This window comes from Pseudomonas sp. ABFPK, from assembly GCF_001586765.1.
Taxonomy (GTDB): Bacteria; Pseudomonadota; Gammaproteobacteria; order Pseudomonadales; family Pseudomonadaceae; genus Aquipseudomonas; species Aquipseudomonas asiatica.
In genome coordinates this window covers 35,450-52,777 of record NZ_LQXW01000014.1, presented here as the reverse complement: position 1 = coordinate 52,777, position 17,328 = coordinate 35,450, and the positions used below count along the sequence as shown (strand labels likewise).

15 protein-coding genes, 5 tRNA genes and 1 pseudogene are annotated in these 17,328 nt (G+C 61.5%); 14 read left to right on the top strand and 7 right to left on the bottom strand.

Annotated features, from left to right (window positions below; all coding sequences use genetic code 11):
• Window positions 1–111 precede the first annotated feature (111 nt).
• From alaS to mgtE, 8 genes are all read left to right on the top strand, one after another.
• Window positions 112–2,736, top strand: coding sequence for an alanine--tRNA ligase (gene alaS, locus WM94_RS11750; RefSeq protein ID WP_061551272.1), 2,625 nt, complete (start codon window positions 112–114; stop codon window positions 2,734–2,736).
• 245 nt (window positions 2,737–2,981) lie between these two features.
• On the top strand, window positions 2,982–4,217 hold the full coding sequence (locus WM94_RS11745; protein ID WP_013973645.1) for an aspartate kinase: 1,236 nt from the start codon (window positions 2,982–2,984) through the stop codon (window positions 4,215–4,217).
• Window positions 4,218–4,382: 165 nt separating this feature from the next.
• Window positions 4,383–4,571, top strand: coding sequence for a carbon storage regulator CsrA (gene csrA, locus WM94_RS11740; protein WP_003254503.1), 189 nt, complete (start codon window positions 4,383–4,385; stop codon window positions 4,569–4,571).
• Window positions 4,572–4,643: 72 nt separating this feature from the next.
• A tRNA-Ser gene (locus WM94_RS11735) sits at window positions 4,644–4,734 on the top strand.
• A gap of 106 nt (window positions 4,735–4,840) precedes the next feature.
• Window positions 4,841–4,917, top strand: a tRNA-Arg gene (locus WM94_RS11730).
• Window positions 4,918–4,988: 71 nt separating this feature from the next.
• Window positions 4,989–5,065, top strand: a tRNA-Arg gene (locus WM94_RS11725).
• 72 nt (window positions 5,066–5,137) lie between these two features.
• A tRNA-Arg gene (locus tag WM94_RS11720) sits at window positions 5,138–5,214 on the top strand.
• A 457-nt stretch (window positions 5,215–5,671) separates the two neighbouring features.
• The gene (gene mgtE / locus WM94_RS11715) at window positions 5,672–7,114 is read left to right on the top strand and encodes a magnesium transporter (RefSeq protein WP_039612614.1); all 1,443 of its coding nucleotides are present in this window, start codon (window positions 5,672–5,674) and stop codon (window positions 7,112–7,114) included.
• A gap of 97 nt (window positions 7,115–7,211) precedes the next feature.
• Here mgtE and WM94_RS11710 read toward each other — a convergent pair whose 3' ends face one another.
• A complete protein-coding gene (locus tag WM94_RS11710; RefSeq protein WP_015271261.1) occupies window positions 7,212–7,538 on the bottom strand; it encodes an Arc family DNA-binding protein in 327 nt (108 codons plus the stop codon).
• 345 nt (window positions 7,539–7,883) lie between these two features.
• Here WM94_RS11710 and phnN point away from each other — a divergent pair, with 345 nt between their 5' ends.
• From phnN to WM94_RS11695, 3 genes are all read left to right on the top strand, one after another.
• The gene (gene phnN / locus WM94_RS11705) at window positions 7,884–8,477 is read left to right on the top strand and encodes a phosphonate metabolism protein/1,5-bisphosphokinase (PRPP-forming) PhnN (protein WP_047595743.1); all 594 of its coding nucleotides are present in this window, start codon (window positions 7,884–7,886) and stop codon (window positions 8,475–8,477) included.
• Window positions 8,478–8,588: 111 nt separating this feature from the next.
• A tRNA-Arg gene (locus WM94_RS11700) sits at window positions 8,589–8,665 on the top strand.
• Between the two features lie 168 nt (window positions 8,666–8,833).
• Window positions 8,834–9,619: a hypothetical protein gene (locus WM94_RS11695; RefSeq protein WP_061551271.1), complete on the top strand. Its 786-nt coding sequence runs from the start codon at window positions 8,834–8,836 to the stop codon at window positions 9,617–9,619.
• Between the two features lie 19 nt (window positions 9,620–9,638).
• Here WM94_RS11695 and WM94_RS30755 read toward each other — a convergent pair.
• A pseudogene (locus WM94_RS30755) lies at window positions 9,639–9,740 on the bottom strand (serine recombinase); the annotation flags it as partial.
• A gap of 157 nt (window positions 9,741–9,897) precedes the next feature.
• On the opposite strand from WM94_RS30755, the gene WM94_RS30750 reads away from it, so the two are divergent.
• Window positions 9,898–10,032, top strand: a complete 135-nt coding sequence (locus WM94_RS30750; protein WP_311133369.1) for a hypothetical protein — start codon at window positions 9,898–9,900, stop codon at window positions 10,030–10,032.
• 242 nt (window positions 10,033–10,274) lie between these two features.
• Here WM94_RS30750 and WM94_RS11685 read toward each other — a convergent pair whose 3' ends face one another.
• Window positions 10,275–10,601: an AzlD domain-containing protein gene (locus tag WM94_RS11685; protein WP_003257245.1), complete on the bottom strand. Its 327-nt coding sequence runs from the start codon at window positions 10,599–10,601 to the stop codon at window positions 10,275–10,277.
• Window positions 10,598–11,332 (bottom strand): AzlC family ABC transporter permease, encoded by a 735-nt coding sequence (locus WM94_RS11680; protein ID WP_061551269.1) that lies wholly within the window; start codon window positions 11,330–11,332, stop codon window positions 10,598–10,600. Before WM94_RS11680 ends, WM94_RS11685 begins: the two co-directional genes overlap by 4 nt.
• A gap of 121 nt (window positions 11,333–11,453) precedes the next feature.
• Here WM94_RS11680 and WM94_RS11675 point away from each other — a divergent pair, with 121 nt between their 5' ends.
• Window positions 11,454–12,332 carry a LysR family transcriptional regulator gene (locus WM94_RS11675; protein ID WP_061551268.1) on the top strand — a complete coding sequence of 293 codons (879 nt, stop codon included), beginning with the start codon at window positions 11,454–11,456 and terminating at the stop codon, window positions 12,330–12,332.
• A 93-nt stretch (window positions 12,333–12,425) separates the two neighbouring features.
• A complete protein-coding gene (locus WM94_RS11670) occupies window positions 12,426–13,424 on the top strand; it encodes a diguanylate cyclase (RefSeq protein ID WP_061551267.1) in 999 nt (332 codons plus the stop codon).
• 176 nt (window positions 13,425–13,600) lie between these two features.
• Here the strand turns inward: WM94_RS11670 and lpdA are convergent, their stop codons facing one another.
• Genes lpdA through WM94_RS11655 form a run of 3 tightly spaced genes read right to left on the bottom strand, consistent with a single transcriptional unit; the run spans window position 13,601 to window position 17,328 of the window.
• On the bottom strand, window positions 13,601–14,980 hold the full coding sequence (gene lpdA / locus WM94_RS11665; protein WP_038410063.1) for a dihydrolipoyl dehydrogenase: 1,380 nt from the start codon (window positions 14,978–14,980) through the stop codon (window positions 13,601–13,603).
• A 2-nt stretch (window positions 14,981–14,982) separates the two neighbouring features.
• Entirely contained in the window at window positions 14,983–16,269 is a 1,287-nt protein-coding gene (locus tag WM94_RS11660) for a dihydrolipoamide acetyltransferase family protein (RefSeq protein WP_061551266.1), read from the bottom strand.
• On the bottom strand, window positions 16,270–17,328 hold the full coding sequence (locus WM94_RS11655; RefSeq protein WP_015271253.1) for an alpha-ketoacid dehydrogenase subunit beta: 1,059 nt from the start codon (window positions 17,326–17,328) through the stop codon (window positions 16,270–16,272).

Here is a 17,328-nt window from a genome sequence, read left to right as displayed (position 1 = left end):
GTACAAACACACTGTATCTCCCGTTCAGGCTGGCTATAATGGCGCCCTTTGCCGTCGTTTCGTCGATTCGACGTATTAGCCCAAACGGCCGCCGTTTCCGTGGAAGAACCTATGAAAAGCGCAGAAATCCGTGAAGCCTTCCTTCGCTTCTTCGAAGAGCAGGGACATACCCGAGTCGCCTCCAGTTCGCTGATCCCGAACAACGACCCGACCCTGCTGTTCACCAATGCCGGCATGAACCAGTTCAAGGACTGCTTCCTCGGTGCGGAGAAGCGTGCCTACACGCGTGCCGTCAGTAGCCAGAAGTGCGTGCGCGCCGGCGGCAAGCACAACGACCTGGAAAACGTCGGTTACACCGCGCGTCACCACACCTTCTTCGAAATGCTGGGCAACTTCAGCTTCGGTGACTACTTCAAGCGCGACGCGATCACTTTCGCCTGGACCTTCCTGACTTCGGAAAAATGGCTGAACCTGCCCAAGGAAAAGCTCTGGGTCACCGTCTACGCCACTGACGACGAAGCCTACGATATCTGGACCAAGGAAGTCGGCGTGCCGGCCGAGCGCATGGTGCGCATCGGCGACAACAAGGGCGCCCCGTACGCTTCCGACAACTTCTGGACCATGGGCGACACCGGCCCATGCGGCCCGTGCACCGAGATCTTCTACGACCACGGCCCGGACATCTGGGGCGGCCCACCCGGCTCGCCGGAAGAAGACGGCGATCGCTACATCGAGATCTGGAACAACGTCTTCATGCAGTTCAACCGCACCGCCGACGGCGTGCTGCACCCGCTGCCAGCGCCGTCTGTGGACACCGGCATGGGCCTGGAGCGCGTCAGCGCCGTGCTGCAGCACGTGCACTCGAACTACGAGATCGACCTGTTCCAGAACCTGCTGTCGGCCGCGGCCAAGGCCATCGGTTGCAGCAATGAGGGCCAGGCCTCGCTGAAAGTGGTCGCCGACCACATCCGTTCGTGCGGCTTCCTGATCGCCGACGGCGTGCTGCCGTCCAACGAAGGCCGTGGCTACGTGCTGCGCCGCATCATTCGCCGCGCCTGCCGCCACGGTAACAAGCTGGGCGCCAAAGGCAGCTTCTTCTACCAGATCGTTGCCGCGCTGGTCGCTGAAATGGGCGAGGCCTTCCCGGAACTGAACAGCCAGCAGGCGCACATCGAGCGCGTGCTCAAGGCTGAAGAAGAACAGTTCGCCAAGACCCTGGAGCAGGGCCTGCGCATCCTTGAGCAGGACCTGGCCCAGCTCGAGGGTGATGTGGTGCCGGGCGACGTGGTGTTCAAGCTGTACGACACCTACGGCTTCCCGATGGACCTGACCGCCGACATCGCCCGTGAGCGCGAGCTGACCATCGACGAAGCCGGTTTCGAGCGCGAGATGAACGCCCAGCGTGAACGTGCCCGTTCCGCCAGCGCCTTCGGCATGGACTACAACAGCCTGGTCAAGGTCGACAGCGCCACCGAGTTCCTCGGCTACGAGGCCACCGAAGGCCAGGGCAAGATCATCGCCCTGTACAAGGACGGCCAGGCCGTCGACCAGCTGGGTGAAGGCGAGCAGGGCGTGGTCGTGCTCGACCGCACGCCGTTCTACGCCGAATCCGGTGGCCAGGTGGGCGACACCGGCTACCTGCAGGCTGGCGCTGCGCGCTTCGACGTGCGCGACACCACCAAGACCGGTGGTGCCTTCCTGCACCACGGCGTGGTTGCCAGCGGTGCGCTGGTGATCGGCTCCCCGGTCGAGGCCAAGGTCGATGCCGACGTGCAGCACGCCACCTCGCTGAACCACTCCGCCACCCACCTGCTGCACGAAGCGCTGCGCCAGGTATTGGGCGAACACGTACAGCAGAAAGGCTCGCTGGTCGACAGCCAGCGCCTGCGTTTTGACTTCAGCCACTTCGAGGCGGTGAAACCGGAGCAGATCAAGGCCCTGGAAGACATCGTCAACCGTGAAGTGCGCAAGAACACTGCGGTGGAAACCGAACTGACCGACATCGAAACCGCCAAGGCCAAGGGTGCCATGGCGCTGTTCGGCGAGAAGTACGGCGACACCGTGCGTGTGCTGAGCATGGGCGGCGATTTCTCGGTGGAGCTGTGCGGCGGTATCCACGCCAAGCGCACCGGTGACATCAGCCTGTTCAAGATCATCAGCGAAGGCGGCGTGGCCTCTGGCGTGCGCCGTATCGAAGCGGTCACCGGCGCTGCTGCGCTGGCCTACCTGAACGCTGCCGAAGAGCAGGTCAAGGAAGCCGCGCAGCTGGTGAAGGGTAACCGCGACAACCTGATCGACAAGCTGTCGGCTGTGCTCGAGCGCAACCGCCAGCTGGAGAAGCAGCTGGAACAGCTGCAGGCCAAGGCCGCCAGCGCCGCCGGGGATGATCTCTCCAACGCGGCCGTTGAGGTCAAGGGCGCCAAGGTGCTCGCCGCCCGCCTGGATGGACAGGACGGCAAGGCACTGCTGGCGCTGGTCGATCAGCTGAAGAACAAGCTCGGCCACGCAGTGATCCTGCTGGGCAGCGAGCATGAGGGCAAGGTTGTGCTGGTGGCCGGCGTGACCAAGGACCTCTCCAGCCAACTCAAGGCTGGCGATCTGATGAAACAAGCCGCTGCGGCGGTGGGTGGCAAGGGCGGTGGTCGTCCGGACATGGCTCAGGGTGGCGGCGTCGACGTCGCCGCACTGGACCAGGCCCTGGCGCTGGCCGTGCCATTCGCAGAGCAGGGACTTTGAGATGAGGGGGCCGGCGGTCTAGTGGCCTGTACGGCTAATTCTTGCGCTCAAATTCGAGTGCCAGGGTTTGCCGCGCAAGGCGCCGCGACGAGTCGTAGCCGGGCTACGGCGAGGAGTGGCAACGCAGCGAGGCGAATCCTGGTGCCGAATTTGGGTGCAAGAATTAGCCACACAGGCCACTCCCATCCGGCCTCTTCATGTTGGATTGTTTTTTGGGGCCCTATATGGGCTGAGGCACCATTGAAATGGCGTTGATCGTACAGAAATTTGGCGGCACCTCTGTCGGTTCCATCGAGCGGATCGAGCAGGTAGCCGATAAGGTCAAGAAACACCGTGAAGCGGGCGACGACCTGGTGGTTGTGCTGTCGGCAATGAGCGGTGAAACCAATCGCCTGATCGACCTGGCCAAGCAGATCACCGATCAGCCGGTTCCGCGTGAACTGGACGTGATCGTGTCGACCGGTGAGCAGGTCACCATTGCCTTGCTGACCATGGCCTTGATCAAGCGCGGTGTGCCAGCGGTGTCCTACACCGGCAACCAGGTGCGCATTCTCACCGACAGCGCACACAACAAGGCGCGCATCCTGCAGATCGACGACCAGAAGATTCGTGCCGACCTCAAGGAAGGCCGCGTGGTCGTGGTAGCAGGCTTCCAGGGCGTAGACGAGCACGGCAGCATCACCACGCTTGGCCGTGGCGGCTCCGACACCACGGGTGTGGCCCTGGCGGCTGCGCTGAAGGCTGACGAGTGCCAGATCTACACCGACGTCGATGGCGTCTACACCACCGACCCGCGTGTTGTGCCGCAGGCCCAGCGCCTGGAGAAGATCACCTTCGAAGAGATGCTGGAAATGGCCAGCCTCGGTTCCAAGGTGCTGCAGATCCGTTCGGTGGAATTCGCCGGCAAGTACAACGTTCCGCTGCGCGTGCTGCACAGCTTCAAGGAGGGTCCGGGTACCCTCATTACCATTGATGAAGAGGAATCCATGGAACAGCCGATCATTTCCGGTATCGCCTTCAACCGTGATGAAGCCAAGCTGACCATTCGCGGCGTGCCGGACACCCCGGGCGTGGCCTTCAAGATCCTCGGCCCGATCAGTGCCTCGAACATCGAGGTCGACATGATCGTGCAGAACGTTGCCCACGATAACACCACCGACTTCACCTTCACCGTGCACCGCAACGAGTACGAGAAGGCGCAGAGCGTGCTGGAAAACACTGCCCGCGAAATCGGTGCCCGTGAAGTGATCGGCGACACCAAGATCGCTAAGGTCTCGATCGTCGGCGTCGGCATGCGTTCGCACGCCGGTGTTGCCAGCCGCATGTTCGAAGCCCTGGCCAAGGAGAGCATCAACATCCAGATGATCTCCACCTCCGAGATCAAGGTTTCGGTCGTGATCGAAGAGAAGTACCTGGAGCTGGCCGTACGCGCGCTGCACACCGCGTTCGAGCTCGACGCCCCGGCACGACAGAGCGAGTAATACGCTGCCTGGAAGGGCGCGGCTTGCCGCGCCCTTCGCGTTTCTGCTCGCCATGCAGGCCCGTCCAGCCCTGTGTGGCGATCAACCAGGCCCAGGTCGTCGTCCACGACCAGGCCGCGACACCCAAGACTGTTACCCCTGAATGTTTTGCGTAAGGAGAAAGCTATGTTGATTCTGACTCGTCGGTGCGCCGAGAGCCTGATCATTGGAGACGGCGAGATCACCGTGACGGTGCTCGGCGTAAAAGGCAACCAGGTGCGTATTGGCGTCAGCGCCCCGAAAGAAGTGGCTGTGCACCGCGAGGAAATCTACCTGCGGATCAAGAAAGAGAAGGACGAGGAGCCAAGCCTTTAATTTTTTTGAAGTTTTTTTCAAAAAAAGGGTTGCAAACGAGGAAGAGCCTGTTTAATATTCGCCTCGTGTTGCGGTGAGGTGGCCGAGTGGCCGAAGGCGCTCCCCTGCTAAGGGAGTATACCTCATAAGGGTATCGGGGGTTCGAATCCCCCCTTCACCGCCATTATTCGCTTAGGGCGCTGTAAACGGTAAGAACGCTAAGTAGTTGATTTTAAACGAAAAAGTTCTTGCAAAAATGTTTCAGCGACCTATAATGCGCGGCAAGACACGGACTCATAGCTCAGCTGGATAGAGTACTCGGCTACGAACCGAGCGGTCGGAGGTTCGAATCCTCCTGAGTCCGCCACTTTTGAAGTGGCTTTGCTTGCAAGGCTGCTTCAATCAACCAGTGGTAATCTGGTCTAAAACTACCATCGCGGACTCATAGCTCAGCTGGATAGAGTACTCGGCTACGAACCGAGCGGTCGCAGGTTCGAATCCTGCTGAGTCCGCCACTTTTTGAAGTGGCTCTGCTTGCAAAGGCACTTCAACCAACCAGTGGTAATCTGGTCTAAAAATACCACCACGGACTCATAGCTCAGCTGGATAGAGTACTCGGCTACGAACCGAGCGGTCGGAGGTTCGAATCCTCCTGAGTCCGCCACACCAAATCAAGAAGCCCGCTCAATTGAGCGGGCTTTTTGTTTTTCTGCGCCAATGAATTGTTGCTGATGTCGATCTAAGCTCTTCTGTAATGACTGTGGTGCAGGTGCCGCGCTCTTCTGTGGGAGCGGCCTTGTGTCGCGATGGGGCGCGCAGCGGCCCCAAAATCGACCAGGCGCCACACTTCTGAAATGAATGTGCTTTCCCACCCATGACAACCGTCGCACTGATAGCTTCGAGCGTTGTCCCAGCTTTATCACGCAAACGATTGTTCTGGCCAAAAATTTTAAGCGATCTGACAGCTTTAGCAGTGTATGATTGCGCCCGTCAGCCCCGCCGGGGCTTGTGGAAAACCACCATGGACTTACCCAGTAGTTACTCGCTAACAAGATTCATACAGAAAGATCTGACCGATTGATTCTCCCGGCGTGCTCCGCTGCTGGGAGTGGAGTTCGCCTATGACTGAAGTAGAAGTAAAAAAAGCGCAGGAAAGCCTGCAGGACCGCCTGGCCCAGGTGGTCGAACTGCTGCAGCGCCAGCGCGTGGTAGAAGACCTGACCCATCGTCAGGAAGGCGCCCACCACGACCTGGTGGAAAACCTGGTCCACCGCCAGAACCTCGTCGAGCTGCAGCGCAAACTCGACGACCTGCACCCCGCCGACATCGCCTACATCCTCGAAGCCTTGCCCCTGGAAGACCGCCTGACGGTCTGGCAGCTGGTGCGCTCGGATCGCGATGGCGACATCCTGCTGGAAGTGTCCGACGCCGTGCGGCAATCGCTGATCGCCGACATGGACGATCACGAGCTGCTCGCCGCCGCCAAGGAAATGGACGCCGACGAGCTGGCGGACCTGGCTCCAGAGCTGCCGCGTGACGTTGTTCACGAGCTGATGGAAACCCTCGATGCCCAGCAACGCGAGCGCGTGCGTTCGGCGCTTAGCTACGACGAGGAGCAGGTTGGTGCGCTGATGGACTTCGAGATGGTCACCATCCGCGAAGACGTCAGCCTGGAAGTGGTGTTGCGCTACCTTCGCCGCCTGAAAGAGCTGCCGAACCACACCGACAAACTCTTCGTGGTCGACTATGACGGCATTCTCAAGGGCGTATTGCCGATCAAGCGCCTGCTGGTCAACGACCCGGAGAAGAAGGTGGCGGAGGTCATGGCGACCGATCCGGTCTCCTTCCACCCCGAGGAGGATGCCTATGATGCGGCGCAGGCCTTCGAGCGTTATGACCTGGTATCTGCGCCAGTTGTGGACAAGAACGAACGCCTGATCGGCCGCTTGACCATCGACGAAATGGTCGACCTGATTCGTGAGGAAAGCGAAAGCGAAGTGCTGAACATGGCCGGTTTGCGCGAGGAAGAAGACATCTTCGCCTCGGTCTGGCGTTCGCTGCGCAACCGCTGGGCCTGGTTGGCCATCAACCTGATTACCGCTTTCGTTGCCTCGCGAGTGATCGGCCTGTTCGAAGGTTCGATCGAGAAACTGGTGGCCCTGGCCGCACTGATGCCGATCGTGGCAGGCATTGGCGGCAACTCCGGTAACCAGACCATCACCATGATCGTGCGTGCCATGGCGCTGGACCAGGTGTCGCCGGGCAACACCAGCCGCCTGATGCGCAAGGAGCTGGCGGTATCGCTGCTCAACGGCCTGATCTGGGGCGGGGTGATCGGTGCGGTGGCGTTCTGGCTGTATGGCAGCTGGTCGTTGGGCCTGGTGATGACTGCGGCGATGACCTTGAACCTGCTGTTGGCGGCCTTGATGGGGGTGTTGATCCCGATGACCCTGACACGCCTGGGGCGCGACCCGGCGATGGGCTCCAGCGTGATGATTACCGCGGTGACCGACAGTGGTGGGTTCTTCATCTTCCTCGGGCTGGCCACGCTGTTCCTGCTGTAGCCCACGCTCCTACAAACAAACGGATCGCGTCTCTTGCAGGATCACCATTCACAAAAAAGCCAGCTTACGCTGGCTTTTTTGTGTTCGGTTGCAAACCTCAGGAGGCGTCGGCAGCCATTTCCACATCGTGAGCGATGAGGGCCACCAGCGCGTTCTGCTGGCGGTGCGACAGTTGGCGGAAGCGTTGCAGCAACTCGCGTTCATGCAGGGACAGTTCGGGGCTGTCCAGGCGCATGCTCAAATCGTCACCCAGCGCACCTTCCTGGATAAGGCTCTGTTCCAGGCGCGCGATGATTTCGGAGTTCATGCTGCGGTGATGGTTGCGCGCTACCTCGGCAATGCGCTCACGCATCCCGTCGGGCAGGCGGACGACGAACTTGTCAGCGGTGCGGCTCGAATAAATAGCCTGTTTCATTGGGCGCATATAAATTGACCGGATTTTGGTTCAGGGGAAGCGGTTCTCAAATTGGCCGCACGGGGTGGTAGTACGACCGTGGCGACGACGAAATGTTCAACCGTCTGTGAAAAATGGATGCTCATCTTGCCTCATGGTCGCCGTTTCCTTGGCGTCAATTCTGTGACAAATAGTGAGCCGGATAAAGGCTTTTTGCCAGTACCAATTATCAGAAATGAGTACTGGTTTGAAAAGTTTTACATGTACCGGCTTGCCCAATCGTCAGACTTTTGCCGTCAAAAACGGGTAAAACGCACCAAAAGCCCGGGAAAGTCCCTAGAATGTGCGGGTTTTCCTCCATAGAGCATAGTGGCTATGCAACATGACGCAAGCGACCGCCAATCAGGCACAGGCCGGTTGATATATCTGGTAGGACCGTCGGGTTCCGGGAAAGATTCCCTGATTGACGCTTCCCGTGAGCGGCTTTCAGCCGCCGGGGTGGAAATCGCTCGTCGCGTCATTACCCGTTCGGCTGAAGCCAAGGGCGAAGCCGCCCATGGCGTAACGGCCGAACAGTTCGAAGCAATGCGCGCACAGGGCGCGTTCGCCATGCATTGGCGCGCCAATGGCCTGGATTACGGCATTCCACTGCAGGTGGATCAGTGGCTGTCGGCGGGCAGGTCGGTGCTGGTGAATGGTTCGCGGGCTTATCTCGCCGAGGCGCGCCGGCGCTACCCGAACCTGTTGGCAGTGCTGGTGGAGGTCAGGCACGGAGTGCTGCGCGAGCGCCTGTTGGCCCGCGGCCGGGAAAGCGCAGAAGAAATCGAGCAGCGCCTGGCACGTAATGCACGCTTGCAAGCGTTGGCTGATCCGTCGCTGCATGTGCTGGACAACTCCACCACCCTGGAAACCGCAGTCGCGGCATTGTTCACGCTGCTGCATGATGAAGGTGTGCTGCCGCAGGTGTAGCATTGGCAGAAAAGGATTACGCGAAAAAGCCCGCTTGAGGCATGACAAACGCCAGCATGCTGGTTAACATGCTGGCCGTCCCGCTATGCAGCGTTCGCTGCCGGCACTTGCGTCTCAGTAGCTCAATTGGATAGAGCATCCCCCTCCTAAGGGGAAGGTTGGCAGTTCGAACCTGCCCTGGGACGCCATATTTCTCAAGGCTCGTGGCGATTTCAGGATTTTTTCATTATGCACCCTGGGTGCAGGATGGGTGTAATCAGTGTTTTTTCTACCGATGCTACCCCTATCGAATGCTTTACTAGGATCACCCTGATAGCCACTTCGGTGCGGGGGAACAATGGATCTGAAGGTGGAAAATGCAGGAATTCCTGAGCAATAACTGGCTATCGATATTCTCCATCGTTATCGGTTTTTTCGTTGCCTACATTTTCTATCGATTGCAAAAAAAGGATTCCGCGTCTGCATCTGCCGAGCGAAAAAAGCATGCAAATGCGGAGCTCATCGATGTAGTCGAAAGCTACATTATCAACAAGCAAGAAATTTCGCGGAGTGTTATTAACAATCTGATAGACGCATCTGAGCGCTTTCATTCGGTTGTGCTGCGCCCGAACTGCACAGCGATCACGTTGCTCCAGGATGTGGCCTTGAGATTGCAGAGAAGTAGGCATCTCGACATACCGCAGAAGTCCGAGTACTCGGTGAAAATTGACGCGCTAATCCGGCAAGTAAAAATGGAAATGACGCCTCTGACGTGGGAAACAATGACTTCAGATGCTAAGGCCATTATTGAAGAGGTAGTTTCTCTGGTTCCGGAGGAAAAACGTCCGGAGGTTGAGGAAAAACTGGGTGTTTTAGCGTCGCTTAGTGAGCTTGTGAGCAATCACGGCGAACTCATAAAGCTAGTTGGCGAAAACTCAAAATTGAGTTGGTTTACCGCTGCCTTGGCCGGCGTTACTGCTGCGCTGCTTGCGTCGGCTGTCGGCAGGAAGGTGTTTGCCACATTAGAAGAACCTACTTTTTTCATTGTCGCCAAGTCAGGCACTCTTTTTGTCTGGATTTCGGCTCTACTAATTCTCGGGGGGGTGGCGGTATATTTTCTTCGTGACAAGAAAAAAGCCGAAGTACCGGCTGGTGAAAATTAGAGGTTACCCCGTATACGCAGACTGTGGTGGTTGAGCAGTCAGCGTGTCTGGCCGTTGCTCGGATGCCTAGGCCGGCGTTCAGCAACTCCCTCACCCGCTTGTGTACTTCCTCGTCCACTGGGCTGTTTCCCCTCGGCCAGTTCTGGGTCACATCAGCCGCCGCACTGATTGCCCTGCGCTCGTGGCCGGTTTGTTGCCGGCCTGTAGCCCGGGGTTCGGCTGGCCTGGCAACTTCCCTGTCGCGTATCGGTGCCGCCATCGGCACCTACCTGGTGCCCATGTCGCTGGAGTCGCTCGGCATTGCCAACACCATGATCGTGGCGTTTGGCATTTCGATGGTCGGGCTGCTCTGCACCTGGCTGATGGCGCCGGAGACACGTTCGCTGGACCTGGCCAAGGCCAGCGCAGTCTGATACTGCAAGCAGTCGCCGAGCTGACGCTGGCCGTGTAAGAGCGGCCTTGTGTCGCGAAAGGGCTGCGCAGCAGCCCCGGCCATATCAGCTGTGAAGCCAAAATCCTGGGGCCGCCTTGCGGCCCTTTCGCGACACAAGGCCGCTCCTACAGGGGCCGTGTAGAGCAGGAATATCAGTTTACCGGCCAAGCGCTGACGCACCACGAAGTACCCCGCCACGTTCCGCCTTGAAGCTGCGTATTCCTACATCCCCAGATGCTTCAAGGCCCACAGCACTCCCATGCCTACAATTAGCGTCAGCATCGTGCTGCGCGTACGCCACGCCACCAGCGCGGCAAGTATCGCCGCTGGTATCTGTGGGTTCATCCAGTCGAACCCCGCCTGCCGGTCCGGGAATACCACGGCCGGCAGTACCAATGCGGCCAACACGCTGGCTGGCACATACGCCAGGGCGCGGCGAAACAGTGGAGGGATGCGCAATGCCGTGTGCAACTCGATGAACGACAGGCGGATGGCGAAGGTGCCCAGGCCGATAAGAATGAAGGTCATCCACTGGGTCGTTTCGCTCATGATGCTTCCTGCTCGGTATTGGCTTCTGCCGCAGTTTGCTGTTTTTGCCAGTTCTCGATGGCAAGTCCGGCGATGATGCCGCCCAGCGCGCCAGCCAGCAGGCCGAGGTTGTAGGGCAGGTCGACGGCCAGTACGGCGAGCACACCGCCGGTCAGCGCTGCGCCAAGCGTGGCTGCATTGCGAATGCCAGGTATCAACAGGGCCAGGAACGACAGGGGGATGGCAAAGCCGAGCGACCAGTCTTCAGGAATGCTCGCGCCCAGGTACATGCCCGCCAGCACCGAGAGGTTCCAGCCGAAGAACATGGTGATTGCCGTACCGGCATAGTAGGGGTAGGCATACTGCCCCAGTCCACCCGTGCCCATCCTCAGCATGCACAGGGCGAAGGACTGGTCTGACAGCATGTACGCCATCGGCCACTTGCGGCGGCGGGGCAACTGGCCCAGGTGCGGGGCCAGGCTGGCGCTGTACATCAGGAAGCGCAGGTTGATCACCAGCGCGGTGACTACCATGGTCACCGGCAGGGCGGCGCTTTGCATCAACTGCATCACCACCATCTGCGCCGAACCGGAGTAGAACAGCAAGGTCATGCCGATGGCATCGGTTGGCGACAGGCCCATGCCGATCGCCGTGACCCCGGTGATCAGGCCGAAGGGCACGATGCCGGAGGTCAATGGCAGGGCGCTGCGGGCACCTTGCCTGAACGCTTGGGGCGCGCTTGGATACGGCATTTGAAATCCTTGAAAGTGTGCAGGCGGTACAAGGGCGGCACGTCCACGTTAATGCGCGCGACAGTTGGCCACAACGTCAGATTTCTGAAATAGTAGGCCTAAAAAAAATAGGCCTGAAACCGTGTACCTCGACACCCCTACCCGGCACTCGCTGCAGCTCAATGCCTTGCGTGCCTTCGAAGCGTCAGCCCGCCTGGGCGGTTTCGCCCGTGCCGCACTCGAACTGAAGGTGACACCGGGGGCCATCGCCGCCCTGGTCAAGACCCTGGAGAACGAATACGGCGCGGCCTTGTTCGAGCGCCATGCCAAAGGCGTACGGCTGACGCCCTTGGGCGAAAGCGTGAAAGGCCAGTTCACCGAGGCATTCGACGCCGTGGAAGCCGCTGCGCGCGCATTGCGCCGCCTGGCGGCACCGCAGCGGGTGCATATCGTCACATCGCCTGCTCTGGCGCAGTTGTGGATCGGGCCACGCCTGCCGGAACTGACCCGCTTGCTGGCACCCATCGAGATATCGGTGACTGCGGTGGATGAGCCGCCCAACCTGAAGCGCAGCCCGTTCGACCTGTGCCTGTTCTACACCGAAAAGCCCGAGCGTTGGCAACGCAGGATAGCCACGGAAGAAATCCTGCCCGTGTGCGTGCCGGCCCTGGCCACCAGCATCACCAAGCCCGAGGATCTTGCCGACGCCCGTTGCATCGCCGACGTCGGCTGGAACGACTGGGCGGTGTGGACGGGGGCGGTGATGCCTGGGCACAAGTTCGTTGCCCGTGGGCCGGGTTTTTCCCTGTACTCGATCGCCCTGCAGCAAGCCTTGCTGGCTGCAGGGGTGCTGATAGGGCGCAGAAGCCTGGTGCAGCGTTACCTGGACAGCGGTGAACTGGTCGCCCCCATCGACCGCGCTGTGCCACTGGGTGTGACCATCGCCGCATGGCGGCTGCCGGGTGCCAAGGGCAACCAGGTGGTTGCCGCGGTGGAGGAGGCGCTGTTGCATCTGGCTTGAGCGTCCTCGATCCATGCCTGCTCTCACAGCGCCGCAAAAACAGGGCGTCGGGGCTATTCTGTTCGGGTGCGCCAGCCGTCAGGGAGAGCGTCAATGAGTCAGGAAACCCGGCCGGTACCTGCCGGCTTCAGTGCGCAGCAGTTGCGTACGTTGTTCGATCTTATCAGCGATGGTATCTGGGACTGGAATGCCAATACCGGCTACGTCTATCGCAACCCGGGCTGGTACGCCATGCTTGGCTACCCCAGCCACTCCATGGCCAACTCGGTGCTCACCTGGGAAAGCGTGATCCACCCGGAGGACTACCCACGGGTGATGGCGCATTTCGAGGCGTACATCAACCAGCGTAACGAGCACTATCTGGTCGAATACCGCTGCCGTTGCCAGGATGGCAGCTATCTGTGGATAGAAGACAGCGGTTACATCATCGCCCATAACGAGGACGGCTCGGTGGCGCGCATGCTTGGTGCCCACCGCAACATTGACGCCAACAAGCGCCTTGTGGCGCAACTGCAGCAGAGGAACCAGTCGCTGGAAAGCCAGGTGGCCGAACGCACTCGCGAGCTGTCCTGGGTGAACCAGCAGTTGCAGCGGCAGTTGGACGAAAACCGCGAGCTGGCCGAGCGTGATGCGTTGACCCGCATTGCCAATCGCTATCGTCTGGAGAAGGCGCTACAACTGGAGTGCGAGCGTGCCCAGCGTTTTCGCCAGCCGTTGTCGCTGATAGCCATGGACCTGGATGACTTCAAGCCGATCAATGACCGCTATGGCCATGCCCATGGCGATGCGGCGCTGTTGCGGGTGGTCGACGTCCTGCGTGCCTGCCTGCGGGAGCAGGACCTGCTGGCGCGCTGGGGTGGGGACGAGTTCGTCATCGTATTGCCGCAGGCCTCGCTGGGCGAGGCGCTGGAGGTGGCTGCACGCTTGCGCCAGGCGATGGCGCAGATAGAGCCGGTGGGCGATTGCCGGCTGACCATGAGCTACGGTGTGGTGCAATGGGAGGAAGGGGAGGACCAGCATGCACTGCTGGCGCGTGCCGACAAGGCGCTGTACCGGGCCAAGGGGAACGGCAAGAACGCCATAGCCGAGTAGCCTGTGCCGGCCTCTTCGCGGGTAAACCCGCTCCCACAGGTGCGCCACTGCTCTCACGGGCAGTGATGTCCCTGTGGGGGGTTTACCCGCGAAGAGGCCGGCACTGACTCGCCCATGAAAAAAGACCCGCAACGCCTGGGGCGCTGCGGGCCAAATCGGCCTCGGCCGCTTCAGTGTCAGATATGCAGGGCGTGGCCCAGCGCGCGCAGCGCCGCTTCCTGTACCGCCTCACCCAGTGTCGGGTGGGCATGGATGGTGCCGGCCACATCCTCCAGGCACGCGCCCATTTCCAGCGACTGGGCAAACGCCGTCGACAACTCGGAAACCGCCACGCCAACCGCCTGCCAACCCAGGATCAGGTGGTTGTCACGGCGCGCCACCACCCGCACGAAACCGCTTTTCGATTCCAGACTCATGGCCCGGCCATTGGCGGCGAACGGGAACTGCGCGACGATGCAGTCCAGCCCTTGCTGGCTGGCTTGCTCCGGGGTCTTGCCGACCACCACCACTTCCGGGTCGGTGAAACACACCGCGGCGATCGCGCTGGGTTCGAAACGGCGCGCCTTGCCGGCGATGATCTCGGCGACCATCTCGCCCTGGGCCATGGCCCGGTGCGCCAGCATCGGTTCGCCGGCCACGTCGCCGATGGCCCAGACGTTGCGCATGCTGGTCTGGCAGCGCTCGTCGATGGCGACGGCGGCGCCGTTCATCTTCAGGTCCAGGCACTCAAGGTTGAAACCTTGCGTGCGTGGCCGGCGGCCCACGGCCACCAGCACCTGGTCGGCTTCCAGGCGCAATTGGCCGCCCTGGCCATCACGGGCCAGCAGGCAGCCGCCTTCGTAACCTTCGACGCTATGGCCCAGGTGCAGGGTGATGCCCAGCTTCTTCAGCGATTCGGCCACCGGGGCGGTCAGCTCGCTGTCGTAGGTTGGCAGGATGCGCTCGCGCGCCTCCACCACGCTGACCCGGGCGCCCAGCTTGCGGTAGGCGATGCCCAGCTCGAGGCCGATGTAGCCGCCGCCCACCACTACCAGGTGCTGCGGCAGGGTTTTCGGCGCCAGGGCTTCGGTCGAGGAAATGATCGGCCCACCCAGCGGCAGCATTGGCAGTTCGACGCTGCTGGAGCCTGTGGCCAGCAACAGGTGCTCGCACTGGATACGCTGGCCATCGACCTCGACCTGCTTGCCGTCGAGCACCTTCGCCCAGCCATGGATCACCTTGACCCCGTGCTTTTTCAGCAGCGCGGCGACGCCGGTGGTCAGGCGGTCGACAATGCCGTCCTTCCAGGCCACGCTCTGGCCGATGTCCAGGCGCGGCGAGGCGACGCTGATGCCCAGCTCCGACGGGCCGGCAAAGCGCGAGGTCTGGTGGAACTGCTCGGCCACGTGGATCAGCGCCTTGGACGGGATGCAGCCGATGTTCAGGCAGGTACCGCCCAGTGCCTGGCCTTCCACCAGCACGGTGGGGATGCCCAGTTGCCCGGCACGGATGGCAGCCACGTAGCCGCCAGGGCCGCCGCCGATGATCAACAGGGTAGTCTGGATAGTCTGTTGCATGCTCACTCCACGAACAGGCAGGCGGGTTGTTCGAGCAGGCCGCGCACGGCCTGGATGAACAGCGCGGCGTCCATGCCATCGACCACGCGGTGGTCGAACGAGCTGGACAGGTTCATCATCTTGCGCACGACGATCTGGCCGTCGATCACCACAGGCCGCTCGACCATGCGGTTGACGCCGACGATCGCCACTTCCGGGGTGTTGACCACCGGCGTGCTGACGATGCCGCCCAGTGCGCCCAGGCTGGTCAGGGTGATGGTCGAACCGGACAGCTCATCGCGGCTGGCCTTGTTGTTGCGAGCAGCGTTGGCCAGGCGCGAGATCTCGCCGGCATTGCTCCACAGGCTGCCAGCTTCGGCATGGCGCAGCACCGGCACCATCAGGCCGTTGTCACCCTGGGTGGCGATGCCCACATGCACCGCGCCATGGCGGGTGATGACCTGGGCTTCGTCATCATAGGTGGCGTTGATCTGCGGGAAATCGCGCAGTGCCACGACCAGAGCGCGAACCAGGAACGGCAGCAGGGTCAGCTTGCCGCGGCTGTCGCCGTGCTTGCTGTTGAGTTGCTGGCGCAGAGCTTCCAGGGCGGTGACGTCGATTTCTTCCACATAACTGAAGTGCGCGACCCGGCGCTTGGCGTCCTGCATGCGCTGGGCGATCTTGCGGCGCAGGCCGATCACCGGTACCTGCTCGCTGTCGGTGCGCTTGGCATAGCCGCTCGGCGCTTGCCCGCCAGCGCTGTGCGGCTTGCTCATGAAGGCGTCGAGATCTTCGTGCAGGATACGCCCGGCCGGGCCGCTGCCATGCACGTAACGCAGTTCGATACCGGCATCCAGGGCGCGCTTGCGCACCGCCGGCGAGGCCAGCGGCTTGTCGCCTGGCTGGCGAGGCACGATCGGGGCTGCCTCGTGGTTGACGGGCGCCTGGCACGCGGCCGGTCTTGCTTCCTTCTGCGGCTCGGGCTTGGCGGCTACCGGGGCAGCGGGGGCCTCGACCTGTTCGCGCTTGGGCACATCCTTGGTGGGCACATCCACATGGTTGCCGCTGCCTTCCACTTCGATGCGGATCAGCTCGCTGCCGACCGCCATCACTTCACCGGGCTGCCCACCCAGGGCCAGCACCTTGCCGCTGACCGGCGAAGGGATTTCCACGGTGGCCTTGTCGGTCATGACGTCGGCCACCACCTGGTCTTCGGCGATCATGTCGCCGACCTTGACGAACCACTCGACCAACTCGACCTGCGCGATGCCTTCGCCAATGTCCGGCATCTTGATGACGTGCGTGCCCATTCAGACCTCCATGACCTTTTTCAATGCCGCACCTACCCGCGAAGGCCCTGGGAAGTAAGCCCATTCCTGTGCGTGGGGGTAGGGGGTGTCCCAGCCGGTGACGCGCTCGATCGGCGCCTCCAGGTGGTGGAAGCAATGTTCCTGTACCAGCGAAACCAGTTCGGCGCCGAAGCCGCAGGTGCGGGTAGCTTCGTGTACCACCACGCAGCGGCCGGTCTTTTTAACCGACTCGACGATGGTCTCCAGGTCCAGCGGCCAAAGGCTGCGTAGGTCGATCACCTCGGCGTCGACGCCGGTTTCTTCGGCGGCCACTTGGGCCACGTACACCGTGGTGCCGTAGGTCAGCACGGTCACGTCATTGCCGGGGCGGGTAATGGCCGCCTTGTCCAGCGGCACGCTGTAGTAGCCATCGGGTACGGCGCTTTGCGGGTGCTTCGACCATGGGGTGACAGGGCGGTCGTGGTGGCCGTCGAACGGGCCGTTGTACAGGCGCTTGGGTTCCAGGAAGATCACCGGGTCATCGCATTCGATCGAGGCGATCAGCAGGCCCTTGGCATCATACGGGTTGGACGGCATGACAGTGCGCAGGCCGCACACCTGGGTGAACATCGCTTCCGGGCTCTGGCTGTGGGTCTGGCCGCCATAGATCCCGCCACCGCAGGGCATGCGCAGGGTCAACGGGGCGATGAACTCGCCGGCCGAGCGGTAACGCAGGCGCGCCATCTCGGAAACGATCTGGTCGGAGGCCGGGTAGAAGTAGTCGGCGAACTGGATTTCCACCACCGGGCGCAGGCCATAGGCACCCATGCCCACGGCGGTGCCGACGATGCCGCTCTCGGAGATCGGCGCGTCGAACACACGGGACTTGCCGTACTTGTTCTGCAGGCCTTCGGTGCAGCGGAACACGCCGCCGAAGTAACCGACGTCCTGGCCGTAGATCACCACATTGTCGTCGCGCTCGAGCATGACATCCATGGCCGAGCGCAGGGCCTGGATCATGGTCATGGTAGTGGTGGCCATGGCGGTTTCCGGGTTGATGCTGTTGTTGTGGTCGTTCAT

Bases quoted from the DNA above. Each gene is read 5' to 3' on its own strand.
- WM94_RS11680 (WP_061551269.1), bottom strand. From the start codon at position 11,332: ATGCCGTATCCAAGCGCGCCCCAAGCGTTCAGGCAAGGTGCCCGCAGC.
- WM94_RS11710 (WP_015271261.1), bottom strand. From the start codon at position 7,538: ATGCGCCCAATGAAACAGGCTATTTATTCGAGCCGCACCGCTGACAAG.
- WM94_RS30750 (WP_311133369.1), top strand. From the start codon at position 9,898: ATGTCGCTGGAGTCGCTCGGCATTGCCAACACCATGATCGTGGCGTTT.
- WM94_RS11695 (WP_061551271.1), top strand. From the start codon at position 8,834: ATGCAGGAATTCCTGAGCAATAACTGGCTATCGATATTCTCCATCGTT.
- mgtE (WP_039612614.1), top strand. From the start codon at position 5,672: ATGACTGAAGTAGAAGTAAAAAAAGCGCAGGAAAGCCTGCAGGACCGC.
- WM94_RS11745 (WP_013973645.1), top strand. From the start codon at position 2,982: ATGGCGTTGATCGTACAGAAATTTGGCGGCACCTCTGTCGGTTCCATC.
- alaS (WP_061551272.1), top strand. From the start codon at position 112: ATGAAAAGCGCAGAAATCCGTGAAGCCTTCCTTCGCTTCTTCGAAGAG.
- WM94_RS11685 (WP_003257245.1), bottom strand. From the start codon at position 10,601: ATGAGCGAAACGACCCAGTGGATGACCTTCATTCTTATCGGCCTGGGC.
- WM94_RS11660 (WP_061551266.1), bottom strand. From the start codon at position 16,269: ATGGGCACGCACGTCATCAAGATGCCGGACATTGGCGAAGGCATCGCG.
- WM94_RS11670 (WP_061551267.1), top strand. From the start codon at position 12,426: ATGAGTCAGGAAACCCGGCCGGTACCTGCCGGCTTCAGTGCGCAGCAG.
- phnN (WP_047595743.1), top strand. From the start codon at position 7,884: ATGCAACATGACGCAAGCGACCGCCAATCAGGCACAGGCCGGTTGATA.
- WM94_RS11655 (WP_015271253.1), bottom strand. From the start codon at position 17,328: ATGAACGACCACAACAACAGCATCAACCCGGAAACCGCCATGGCCACC.
- csrA (WP_003254503.1), top strand. From the start codon at position 4,383: ATGTTGATTCTGACTCGTCGGTGCGCCGAGAGCCTGATCATTGGAGAC.
- lpdA (WP_038410063.1), bottom strand. From the start codon at position 14,980: ATGCAACAGACTATCCAGACTACCCTGTTGATCATCGGCGGCGGCCCT.